11 protein-coding genes and 2 pseudogenes are annotated in these 10,965 nt (G+C 48.3%); 11 read left to right on the top strand and 2 right to left on the bottom strand.

The window, feature by feature from the left end; genetic code table 11:
- Positions 1-90 precede the first annotated feature (90 nt).
- From Q0620_RS04070 to Q0620_RS04050, 6 genes and pseudogenes are all read left to right on the top strand, one after another.
- Positions 91-561 carry a hypothetical protein gene (locus tag Q0620_RS04070; protein ID WP_298783317.1) on the top strand — a complete coding sequence of 157 codons (471 nt, stop codon included), beginning with the start codon at positions 91-93 and terminating at the stop codon, positions 559-561.
- On the top strand, positions 522-2,531 hold the full coding sequence (locus Q0620_RS04065) for a TonB-dependent siderophore receptor (RefSeq protein ID WP_366125025.1): 2,010 nt from the start codon (positions 522-524) through the stop codon (positions 2,529-2,531). Before Q0620_RS04070 ends, Q0620_RS04065 begins: the two co-directional genes overlap by 40 nt.
- 388 nt (positions 2,532-2,919) lie before the next feature.
- Positions 2,920-3,747, top strand: a pseudogene (locus Q0620_RS04060) (ABC transporter ATP-binding protein/permease); the annotation flags it as partial.
- 106 nt (positions 3,748-3,853) lie between these two features.
- Positions 3,854-3,946: pseudogene (locus Q0620_RS10845) on the top strand (hypothetical protein); the annotation flags it as partial.
- 153 nt (positions 3,947-4,099) lie between these two features.
- Positions 4,100-4,804: an ATP-binding cassette domain-containing protein gene (locus tag Q0620_RS04055; protein WP_366125024.1), complete on the top strand. Its 705-nt coding sequence runs from the start codon at positions 4,100-4,102 to the stop codon at positions 4,802-4,804.
- A gap of 163 nt (positions 4,805-4,967) precedes the next feature.
- Positions 4,968-5,456: a chemotaxis protein gene (locus Q0620_RS04050; protein WP_298783315.1), complete on the top strand. Its 489-nt coding sequence runs from the start codon at positions 4,968-4,970 to the stop codon at positions 5,454-5,456.
- Between the two features lie 12 nt (positions 5,457-5,468).
- Here Q0620_RS04050 and prfA read toward each other — a convergent pair whose 3' ends face one another.
- Together prfA and rpsT are read right to left on the bottom strand one after the other, a co-directional pair.
- Positions 5,469-6,536, bottom strand: a complete 1,068-nt coding sequence (gene prfA / locus Q0620_RS04045) for a peptide chain release factor 1 (protein ID WP_298783314.1) — start codon at positions 6,534-6,536, stop codon at positions 5,469-5,471.
- A gap of 24 nt (positions 6,537-6,560) precedes the next feature.
- Positions 6,561-6,833 carry a 30S ribosomal protein S20 gene (rpsT, locus tag Q0620_RS04040; protein ID WP_291938896.1) on the bottom strand — a complete coding sequence of 91 codons (273 nt, stop codon included), beginning with the start codon at positions 6,831-6,833 and terminating at the stop codon, positions 6,561-6,563.
- Positions 6,834-6,985: 152 nt separating this feature from the next.
- On the opposite strand from rpsT, the gene glmM reads away from it, so the two are divergent.
- From glmM to nhaA, 5 genes are all read left to right on the top strand, one after another.
- A complete protein-coding gene (gene glmM / locus Q0620_RS04035) occupies positions 6,986-8,326 on the top strand; it encodes a phosphoglucosamine mutase (RefSeq protein ID WP_298783313.1) in 1,341 nt (446 codons plus the stop codon).
- A 98-nt stretch (positions 8,327-8,424) separates the two neighbouring features.
- On the top strand, positions 8,425-8,886 hold the full coding sequence (gene lspA / locus Q0620_RS04030) for a signal peptidase II (protein WP_298783312.1): 462 nt from the start codon (positions 8,425-8,427) through the stop codon (positions 8,884-8,886).
- The gene (locus tag Q0620_RS04025) at positions 8,873-9,265 is read left to right on the top strand and encodes an SHOCT domain-containing protein (RefSeq protein ID WP_298783311.1); all 393 of its coding nucleotides are present in this window, start codon (positions 8,873-8,875) and stop codon (positions 9,263-9,265) included. Before lspA ends, Q0620_RS04025 begins: the two co-directional genes overlap by 14 nt.
- Before the next feature lie 9 nt (positions 9,266-9,274).
- Positions 9,275-9,715 carry a CopD family protein gene (locus tag Q0620_RS04020; protein WP_291938887.1) on the top strand — a complete coding sequence of 147 codons (441 nt, stop codon included), beginning with the start codon at positions 9,275-9,277 and terminating at the stop codon, positions 9,713-9,715.
- A 64-nt stretch (positions 9,716-9,779) separates the two neighbouring features.
- Complete coding sequence (gene nhaA / locus Q0620_RS04015) at positions 9,780-10,943, top strand: Na+/H+ antiporter NhaA (protein WP_298783310.1); 1,164 nt, start codon at positions 9,780-9,782, stop codon at positions 10,941-10,943.
- Positions 10,944-10,965: the final 22 nt, after the last annotated feature.

The following is a 10,965-nucleotide window of genomic DNA, read 5'->3' as shown; positions in this document are numbered from 1 at the left end:
TTATTAAAAATTTTATTATTATTTAAGAGGAATTGTAAGATAATCCCGCTAGTAAATTGATATAGATTATAAAATCTAAAAAGGATTTTTATGAAAAAGGGTAAAATTTTACTTTCTTTTGCGCTACTTTGCTCGCCGTTTTGGCTTACTGCGGCGCAAAATAGCGGCGCTTCTCAAAACTCGCCCGTCGCGAGCTCTACCTCTAAAATTTCGTCGTTGCAAAGCTCACATGCAGCCGCCGTATCACGGAGCTCCGCACCGTCTGCTTCAAATTCCGCCGCCAATAGTGCGGCGCCGAAAAGCTCTACGCAAGAACCAGCGAGTTCTACCGTCGTAAATTCCATGTCACAAAGCGGTAGCGCGGCAAATTCTACGCCGCAGAGCTCAGACGGCGATAATCTCGGCACCATAAACGTCACGGGCAAGGCCGATCTGTCCACTACCGAAGGCACCGGCTCGTATACGACGGGCAATATGAGCACTGCGACGGGGCTAAATTTAAGCATAAGAGAAATGCCGCAATCCATAAGCGTCATCTCCAATCAGCTTTTAAAGATCTGAGCCTGCACAACGCCGAAGAGGCTCTTTCAAAATACACCACCGGCATTTCACTAAATAACGACGCAGGCGGCAATCGCATCGTCTCGCGCGGCTTTTATGTCGATAATATCCAAGAAGACGGCATCGCAAGCTCGGTTTCTAGCTCCGTGTTCGGGCCGCTGGGCTCATCGAAGGAATTTACCGATTTGGAATTCTACGATCGCGTCGAGGTTCTGCGCGGCGTAGCGGGCCTTACGCAAAGCAACGGCGAACCCGGCGGCACGATAAATTTAATCCGAAAGCGTCCGAGCGACCAGTTCGGCTTTAACGCAAGTCTAAGCGGCGGTAGCTGGGATAATTATCGCGGTATGATCGACGTTACGGATGCGATAAATCAAAGTGGTACGGCACGCGCGCGGCTGATCGGAATTTTAAGTAAAACGGGCTCGTTTAAGGACTATCCGCGCAACGGCTATCGCGAAGGCGTCGGCGTTTCGACGGAATTTGACGTGGCCGATAAAACGCTTCTTAGCGCGGGATTTTTGTGGCAAAAAACCGTCGGCGTCTATGATATTTACGGCGTGCCCGTTTTAGATAATCATGGAAATTTACTAAATTTACCGCGCAGAAGCTATTTCGGCTCGGACTGGGATGAGAGCGAATATAAAAAATTTAACGTCTACAGCGAACTCTCGCACGAATTTAGCGATGATCTGAAAGCCTATGCGAGGCTCAATTATACCGATAGCGGCAGCATGTTAAAATTCGGAGCGCTCGGCGGGGCAGATCCTTACAACGGCACTACGTCGCATACGGTGCGATATAGAATTTACGATAACGACTCCAAAGAGATCGGGTTTCAAACGGGGCTAGACGGCAAATTTGAAGCATTTGGGCAGAAGCACGACTTTTTCTTAAACGGCTCGCTTAGCCACGAAAAGCTTAATTGGCGCGAGACCAGAACGAGAGATTCGTCTTTGGCGTCGCTGGGGATGAATATTTATAACTGGGACCGCTCAAGGATCGCTCAGCCCGATTGGAGCGCCGCTAGCTTTAAAGACAGAAGCTCCACTACCATAAAGCAGCGCGCGATCTCGCTCGGGACTAGATTAAACTTAACCGACGATTTTCACTTTTTGCTCGGCGGGCGCTTTTCGAAGGTAACCTACAGCAGGTATTATTATAATATTTTGCGCGGTACGGCTTCGCATAGCGCAAGCCCGAGCAAATCGGATTTCACGCCGTATGCGGGAGTGGTCTGGGATTTTGCGGATAATTTTTCGTGGTACGCAAGCTATGCCGAAATTTTTAAGCCGCAAGCTGCGCGCGACAAGGACGGTAAAATTTTAGATCCCGTAGTCGGCTATAATTTAGAAACCGGTGTGAAGGGAGAATTTTTTGACGGCGCGCTTAATACGAATGTCGCGCTATTTCAGATCATTCAGAAAAATAGGGCGATGAGCGATCCTCTTAATACGAACTACTCCATCGCCGAGGGTAAGGTGCGAAGTCGCGGCATAGATGCCGAGCTGCAAGGCTCGCTTACTGAGAATTGGAAATTATTCGCGGGATATACTTTCAACCGCAGCGTCTATTTAAAGACGGAAAGAACCTCCGCAGCGGTCGATTATAGCAAGGGCGCAAACGCCAAACGCTACATTCCGAAGCATCTGTTTAAGTTCTACACGAACTATGAAATCCCGCTCGGCGAAAATCGTAAGATCGCCCTGGGTACGGGCGTGCGCTATCAGAGCAAAACCGCTTCGATATATCGCGAAAACGTTGCGTATTATGCCGCGCCGCAAAAGGCTTACGCGCTGTGGGACGCAAACATCGGCTACCATTTCGACAAACACTTTAGCGTAAATTTTGCGGTTAAAAACATCACGGATAAGAAGTATTTTGAAAATACGCAAAATCGCGTCGCGGGACATAACAACTACTATGGCGAGCCGCGGAATTTTATGTTGACGCTTAATTATACATATTAGGTGCGGATGGAATTTCGCGCTTATGTGAACTTGGATAAACTCCCTCGCACGCGGTTGCGGATAAATCGGACTTTATAAGAGCGCGGATGAAGCGGGCGCAGAGGCGAGAGGCCAAGCTTTGTCGCAAGTAGCGCGTGGCGAGACGGGTAAAATTTAAACGAAGCCGCGGGATTAAAATTTAACTCGCGATTTGGTCGATTAACGATTGATTAGCGCGAGCGATCCGGGCGATCGCGGGCAGGGGCGATAAATTTAATTTCGCGAAATTCCAAGTGAATTAAACGCACAGACTTGCGAGCATAAAATTCGCTCGCGAGTCTGCGGGATCAAATTTAATCCCGCGATTTCGCTGTAATCGGCGCTAAATTTTAAAATTTAAAGAGAAAATTTGAAAACGCTAAAGCAATTTTTTGAAATTCTACGTCCGCACTGGTTCGGCAAGGGCGCGGCGAAGCTGTGGGCGCTGCTGCTGCTCGCGCTTGGTTTTAGCCTCGCTATCATCAAAATCAGCGTGCTGATGAACGCGTGGGATAAGCGCTTTTACGACGCGCTAAGCGAGCTTAAGGGCGAGCTGATCCCCGCGCTCGTGGGCGAATTTTTACTCTACACGGCGCTCATTGTGCTTTTCATCGTCTGCGGCAGCTGGCTTCGCAAACTGCTCGTAATCGTCTGGCGCGAGCGGCTAAGCGCGATGATGGAGCGCAAATGGCTACATAACGCAAACTTCTACCGTACGAGTCTTGAGGGGAATTTTAGCGCCCGGGGCGGTTCAAATTTAGAAAAACCTGGCGACGCAAATTTAAACGAGCGCGCAGAGTATTCCGCAGCTGAGGCGGACAGCGCGGCTTTATATAGAGACGCGGGCGGGCTTGAAATTTTACCGAGTGCGGCGAAGCAAAATGCAGCAGGGCAAAGCGGCGCAAGCGAGAATGAAATTTCATCTAAAACTCGCGCAGATCGTGAAATTTCAAAAACGATCACAAAGCTAGACAACCCCGATCAGCGTATCGCCGAGGACAGCTTGCTGCTCGTGCAAAAAAGCGTCGATCTCGTAAAATCGCTCGTCTACAATCTCGCCAAGCTCATCGCCTTCGTCGCGATCTTGTGGCAGGTCTCGAAGGTGCTGAAATTTGAAATTTTTGGCATGCGCTTTGAGATCGAGGGCTTTTTGCTCTACGTCGCGCTTATTTATACTCTTCTTTGTTCGCTGATCACGCATCTCATCGGGCGCAGGCTTAGGGGGCTAAATTTTGCTAAGCAGCGCGCCGAAGCCGGCGGCAACCCTGCTGCTAGTGCGCGAAAATGCAGAAGCCGTGGCGTTTATGCGCGGAGAGGATGCCGAGCGCGGCCGCTTTCGCGCGAGCTTCGGCGAGATCATGAGAAACTGGCGCAGCATCATGAATACGGAATTTCGCCTCGAGTGCTTTTCGGCAAGCTACCTAAAAATCGCGAATTTAATCCCGATCTTTGCCTGCCTGCCGCTGTATTTGTCGCGCGCGATGAGCTTCGGCGATATGATGCAGGCACGCTCGGCGTTTTACAGCGTACAGGACGGATTTGCGTGGTTTATGGACTATTATAAGCAGATCATGGAGTGGGCGGCGAGCGTGCAGAGGATCTATGAGTTCATCTCGCGCATGGACGGCGAGAGCGCAAATCTGCGTGCTTGCGTCAAACAAAGCGACGAAAATTCCGCTCGGTGTGAGGGCTTGTCGGTCTTCACGCCTGCGGGCGAGCCGCTGATCGAGGATCTACGCTTCGAGCTTGCGCCCGCGCAGTTTATAATGCTGCGAGGCAAGAGCGGCGCGGGCAAAAGTACGGCTCTGCGCTACGCGGCGGGGCTTTGGCGATACGGCTGCGGCGAGATCAGCCTACCGCGCACGGGCGTGATGTTTGTCCCGCAAAAGCCCTATCTGGCGCCGCTTAGCCTAAAAGAGCTTATCGCTTATCCGCAGCCGCCGCGCGCAGACGACGCGGAATTTTTAGAAATTTTACGTAGCGTAGGGCTTGAGAAATTTGCCCGCATGCTAAACTCGCGCGCCGATTACGTTAAAATTTTAAGCGGCGGGGAGGCGCAGCGGCTTAGTTTCGCACGTATTCATTACCACAAGCCGAGCTTTGTTTTTGCTGACGAGATCACGTCTGCGCTTGATCCCGGCTCTGCGCGCGAGCTGCTACTTGGTCTGCGCGCGGATCTACCAAGGCTAGGCATGCTAGCGATCGTGCATCAAAACGGCCTTGAAGATATATTCGAGCGGACGATAGAGCTTTAAATTCGGCCGTTGAAATTTCACGCTGCAGGGATTTCGCCTTTAAATTCATATCTTTTTAAATCCAGATTTATTAAAATTACTCATTTATATTAAGCGGCGATAAAATTTAGCCGAGACGCTTCGCGCGAAGCCGCTAAATTTTAAAACGAAGCAAGGAGATTTTATGCTTAAAGCGGGGATTGTTTATAAATTTGCGCTCATCGTGCTGCTAGGCTGCGCGCTTTGCATTTTGGGCTTTTCGGGCGCCTACTTTGCGCGCGGCGAGTACGACGAGACGTGGATGAGCCTGCATAAGATCGCGGGATTGGGCCTGCTTTGCGTCGCGATCTTGCATATAATCACGAGGCGAAAGAAGCTCGTAAAGCTCTGGGGCGAGTTTTTGGACGTGGTTTTGAGCCGCAAAAATCCCGGTTTTTGCAATATGGATCGCATAATCGGCGCGATCGAGCGCTATAATATCAGAGAAATCGCTGGTAAAATGGGCTTTAGTGCGGACGAGTTCGTTGCGATTTTGAAATCAAACGGCATCAAGCTCATAAGCGCAGATCAAGACCTGCGCGAGCTTGCGAAGTTTAACGACGAAAAAATTTTCTTCATCTTGGTGCTTTTGATCGAGGCAAAATTCGGCAAAGCGGGCGGATGTAAGGTCTAAATTTTAAAAGGCTCAATAGCCCGCGTTTGCGATCGCTTCGGCTTGAGAGTGCGCGATGAGCGGATCGATGATCTCGTCGAACAAGCCCCCTGCCATTATCGCGTCCAGGCGGTAGAGCGTTAAATTTATGCGGTGGTCGCTGATGCGGTTTTGCGGATAGTTGTAGGTACGAATTCGCCCCGAGCGGTCGCCGGTGCCTACCTGATCCTTGCGATCTTTGCGCTCCTTTTCGAGCCGCTCCTGCTCCTGCATATCGTAAAGGCGCGCCTTTAGCACCTTCATCGCCGCCTCTTTGTTTTTATGCTGATCTTTGCCGTCTTGGTTGGTGACGACTAAACCGGTCGGGATGTGAGTGATGCGGACGGCGCTGTCGGTGGTATTTACGGACTGCCCGCCGTGGCCGGAGCTACGCATAACGTCGATGCGAAGGTCATTTGGATTGATCTGTATCTCGCTATCCTCGATCTCGGGCATGACGGCGACGGTGATTGCGGAGGTATGCACCCTGCCCTGGCTCTCCGTCTCGGGGACGCGCTGCACGCGGTGGGTGCCGCCTTCAAATTTCAGCCGCGAATACGCTCCCGCGCCCTTTACGAGCAAGATCGCTTCTTTATAACCGCCGACGCTGCCTTCGCTAGTGCTTACGATCTCGCATTTGTAGCCGCGAAGATCGGCGTAGCGCAGATACGCGCCGAGCAGATCGCCCGCAAACAGCGCCGCTTCGTCGCCGCCGGTGCCCGCGCGGATCTCAAGGAAGATATTTTTATCGTCGTTGGGGTCTTTCGGAAGCAGTAAAATTTTGATTTTTTCTTCTAGCTGCGGTTTTTGCGTCTCTAAGCTTTTAAGCTCCTCTTTGGCTAGCTCGCCGAGATCGGCATCGCTTAGCAGGGCTTTGTTTTCTTCGATCTGATTTAAAATTTTAAGATACTCGCTAGCCGCCTCTTTGATCGGCTCGATACTGCGCTGCTCTTTAGATAATGCCGTCATATTAGTGATATCTGCGGTAACTGCGGGATCGCTAAGCATGCGCGAAAGCTCGTCGTAGCGATCCAAAAAAGGCTTTAGTTTATCGGCTAGCATTTAAATTTTATGCGTAAGGGGCGCTTACGCGGCGGTTTTTAAAGAATTTACGAGTTTGGCTAGGCGGCTTACTTTTCTGCTCGCGGTCTGTTTTTTCAAAAAGCCCCTGCTTACGAAGCTGTGAAAGCTTTCATTAGCCGTTTTTAGAGCCTGAGTCGCTGCGTCTAGATCCTTGCTCTCGACCGCCTCTCTTACGGCTTTTGTGATATTTTTTACTCTGGTGCGATAAAATCTATTTCGCTCCGTTCTTTTTATGGTTTGTCTCGCGCGTTTTTCGGCGGATTTGTGATTTGCCATAATGTTCCTTTTCAGTTAAATTTGAACCTGCGATTATACGTAAAAAATATTTAATCGACGCTTAATTTAAGTAAAATTTAAATATAGTTTAAATTTATGTAGATTAAACTTTTTTTGGTAGAATTTCCCGATTTTTATATAAGGATTTGATAATGAAACTTTTCGGGACGGACGGCGTACGAGGCAAAGCGGGAGAATTTCTAACCGCCGAGCTTGCAATGCGCGTAGCGATGGCAGCGGGAATTTATTTTAGGAAAAATTCCGTTACGAATATGATTTTAGTCGGCAAAGATACCCGCAGAAGCGGCTATATGATAGAAACAGCGATCGTAGCAGGCCTTACCTCGGTGGGCTACAACGTCCGTCAGATCGGTCCGATGCCTACTCCTGCGATCGCCTTTCTCACCGAGGACATGCGCTGCGACGCGGGCATCATGATAAGCGCAAGCCACAATCCATACTACGACAACGGCATTAAATTTTTCAACAGCGAAGGTTTCAAGCTCGACGAAAAAGAGGAAGCGCAGATCGAAAAAATTTACTTCAGCGACGAACTCATCGCCGAGGCGCGCACCAAAATGATGCAAATCGGCGCCGCAAAGCGCGTGGACGATGTCATCGGCAGATATATCGTACATATTAAAAATTCCTTCCCGAAGCAAAAGACGCTGCACGGGCTTCGCGTCGTGCTTGATTGTGCAAACGGAGCAAGCTACAGGGTCGCACCTACCGTATTTAATGAACTGGGAGCCGAAACGATCGTCATCGGCGACGAGCCTAACGGCAAAAATATTAATGATGCTTGCGGCGCGCTAAGCCCGCAAAATTTAGCCTCGGAGGTCAAAAGATTACGCGCCGATGTCGGCTTTGCCTTCGACGGGGATGCCGATAGGCTCGTAGTCGTGGACGAAAACGGCGAGATCATCCATGGCGACGCGCTGCTTGGAATTTTAGCAGTCTATTTGAAAGGAAAAAATCGCTTAACAGGCAATAAAATGGTAGCCACAGTGATGAGTAATTCTGCGCTGGAGGATTTTTTAGCTAAACACGACATCGCGCTTTATCGCTGCAATGTAGGCGATAAATTCGTACTTGAGACGATGCACGAGCTAGGCGCAAATTTCGGCGGCGAGCAGAGCGGGCACGTGATCTTCGGCGATTACGCTAAAACGGGCGACGGCATCGCAAGCGCGCTGCAATTCGCCGCCTGCATGCTGGATATGAAAAAGAAGGCAAGCGAATTTTCGGGGATGATTAAGCCCTATCCGCAAATTTTAAAGAATTTAAAAATTTCGGATAAAAAACCGCTTGAAAAATTAAAAGGGCTAAAGGAGCTTGAAACAAGCCTTAAAGCGGACAAGATCCGCTCGCTCTTTCGCTACTCCGGCACCGAAAACGTTATCCGCCTCTTAATCGAGGGCAAAAACGAAAAACTGCTACAAAAGCGAATGGACGAGGTCGAGAAATTTTTTACCAAAGCCCTAAATGAGTAGCGTTGCGGTGAAATTTTACGGCGCGGCAAGCTACCTGCTCCACACAAAAAGCGCGGATAAAAAACGCGGGCTTTACATATTTAAATTTGGATTGCGAGATGGCTAAGACCTGTATTAAATTTATCCTGCTTTTTGTGGTGATCTTCGCGATCGATCAAACGATCAAACTTCTGTTTTTAAACGGCTTTTCGTGGCAGGGGGAGTTTTTTTCGCTAGAGCTTACGCTTAACCGCGGCGTTGCGTTTTCGATGTTTGCGTTTTTGGGCGAAAATTTAAAATTTATCCAGATCGCGCTGATCTCGGCGCTTGCGGCGTATGTATTTTGTCATAAAAAGCTCTTTTGCGAGCACTGGATGCCGTTTGCGCTGATGCTTGCGGGAGGCTGTTCGAACCTGCTCGATCGCTTCATTCGCGGCGGCGTGGTCGATTACGTCGCGTGGCATAAGTGGTTTGAGTTTGCGGTGTTTAATTTCGCCGACGTGATGATAGATCTGGCCGTCGTGATTTTTATATTCCAAAGCTACAAGATCGCGAAAAAGGAGAAAAATGAAAAGAAATAATTATATCGCTTACGCGCTTTGGTTTTTAGGTGCGTTTTCATGGATCGCAGCTATGCCGATCGGCGGCGGACTACATAGAATTTACTGCTGCAAATTTATCAGCGGATTTGCTCAAATCGCGCTATTTTGGCTAGGGAGCTTTACACTATGGTTTTTAGTGGGCTTTTTGTTTTGGGCGATTTGGGGAATTTGGATTTTGCTAGATATATTTTTCGTAGGAATTTGGGTAGAAGATTTAAATGCTTTTGCAAGCGAGACGGAGGAGGACGACTACGAACAGCGTCTGAAAAAGGTCGATGCACTTTATGAGCTGTATCAAAAAGGCGCGATTTCCAAAGAGGAATTCGAAGCGCGAAAAGAAATTTTAATGAGAGATTAAGGAGAAAAAATGAGTTACTATTGGTTTAAATTTGTCCATTTTGCGGGTTTTATTTCATGGATGGCGATGCTATTTTACATGCCGCGCTTGTATGTATATCACGCTGAAAATTTAGACAAGCCGGATTTCGTAAAGGTCGTTAAAAAGATGGAGCGGATGCTCTATCACGCGATCGGCTGGATAGCAATGGCAGTGACGGTTTTTAGCGGCGTGATGCTTATCGTTTTAAATCCCGGGCTTATGAAAATGGGATATTTTCATATAAAATTACTAGCCGGGGTTTTGCTAATCTGTTATCATTTGTGGCTGTATTATTATATGTATAAATTTGAAAAAAACGAGTGTCACAGGAGCGGAAAATACTTCCGTGCGATCAACGAAGGCCCTACGATCATAATGTTTATAATACTTTATGCGATGCTAATAATGCCGAATTTACCGAGCAACTAGCCCGTTTTGATAAAAATTTAATTAAAATTTGCATAAAATTAGAGCAAAATTTTAAAGGAAGCATGTGCAACATATCATTAAGAAAATTTTATCAAGCGAAAGTAGCGCCGGCGTTATATTACTTCTATCCGCGGTTTTTGCGATCATAGCTCAAAATGTGGACTTTTTATCTAAATACTATGAGGCATTTTTACATCTAAGCTTCACCATAGGTGTGGGTTCTGCGAAACTTGACGAATCGATGCATTTTTTAGTAAACGACGTGCTTATGGCGATATTTTTCTTTGCCATTGGACTTGAGCTTAAGCGCGAAAAAATCGAAGGGCAGCTGCGCCATTTCTCTCAAATTTTACTTCCTAGCTTCGCGGCTCTGGGCGGAGTAATGATGCCTGCGATTATATTTTCGATCATTAACTGGGGCGATGCCGTCGCGATGAAGGGCTGGGCAATCCCTACGGCGACAGATATAGCCTTTGCCGTGGGCGTTATGGCACTTTTGGGCAAAAAAATCCCGGCTAGCCTTAAAATTTTTGTTTTGACGCTTGCGATAATGGACGATTTGTGTGCAATTTTAATCATCGCTTTGTTTTATTCATCTACCATAAACGCAATCTATCTAGGCGGCGCAGCTGCCTGTGTCGCAATAATGTTAGCGATGAGCAGACTTGGTGTCGATAAAAAGCTTCCGTTTATCATCGTGGCCGTGGTGCTGTGGGTGATGGTCCTAAACTCCGGTATCCACGCGACTATCGCGGGAGTGCTTGCGGGTTTTTGTATCCCGCTTAAGACCCGCTCGGGTTCTATGCTAAAGGATATGGAGCACGGACTAGCCTACCCCGTAAATTTTTTCATCTTGCCGATCTTTGCCTTTACAAACGCAGGCGTTTCGCTAGCAGGCATCAGTCCTAGCTTCCTTTTCGGTCCGGTGCCGATGGGCATCATGCTCGGACTATTTTTCGGTAAACAGATCGGAATTTTTGCCTTTAGCTGGATCCTAATCAAAGCCAAAATCGCCTACATGCCTGAAAATGCAGGCTGGCCGCAGCTTTACGCAGTAGCAATCATCTGTGGTATCGGCTTTACGATGGCACTTTTCGTCGATGGCCTCGCATACGGCGGCAGCGATATGTATCATTACACGGACAAGCTCGCGGTATTTTTAGGCTCAATAATTTCCGGGATAGTTGGATTTTTCGTCGCAAAAGCAGTCGCGGTAAAACAAAGCTAAATTTCATAAAAAGATTAAAATT

It is taken from the genome of uncultured Campylobacter sp. (assembly GCF_938017615.1).
Lineage (GTDB): Bacteria > Campylobacterota > Campylobacteria > Campylobacterales > Campylobacteraceae > Campylobacter_B.
Note: the sequence above shows the minus strand (reverse complement) of the source record. Positions and strands in the feature narration are given on the sequence as shown.

Excerpts from the sequence above, each read along its gene's own strand:
- Q0620_RS04070 (WP_298783317.1), top strand. The coding sequence starts at position 91 with ATGAAAAAGGGTAAAATTTTACTTTCTTTTGCGCTACTTTGCTCGCCG.
- Q0620_RS04055 (WP_366125024.1), top strand. The coding sequence starts at position 4,100 with ATGGACTATTATAAGCAGATCATGGAGTGGGCGGCGAGCGTGCAGAGG.
- Q0620_RS04050 (WP_298783315.1), top strand. The coding sequence starts at position 4,968 with ATGCTTAAAGCGGGGATTGTTTATAAATTTGCGCTCATCGTGCTGCTA.
- prfA (WP_298783314.1), bottom strand. The coding sequence starts at position 6,536 with ATGCTAGCCGATAAACTAAAGCCTTTTTTGGATCGCTACGACGAGCTT.
- rpsT (WP_291938896.1), bottom strand. The coding sequence starts at position 6,833 with ATGGCAAATCACAAATCCGCCGAAAAACGCGCGAGACAAACCATAAAA.
- glmM (WP_298783313.1), top strand. The coding sequence starts at position 6,986 with ATGAAACTTTTCGGGACGGACGGCGTACGAGGCAAAGCGGGAGAATTT.
- lspA (WP_298783312.1), top strand. The coding sequence starts at position 8,425 with ATGGCTAAGACCTGTATTAAATTTATCCTGCTTTTTGTGGTGATCTTC.
- Q0620_RS04025 (WP_298783311.1), top strand. The coding sequence starts at position 8,873 with ATGAAAAGAAATAATTATATCGCTTACGCGCTTTGGTTTTTAGGTGCG.
- Q0620_RS04020 (WP_291938887.1), top strand. The coding sequence starts at position 9,275 with ATGAGTTACTATTGGTTTAAATTTGTCCATTTTGCGGGTTTTATTTCA.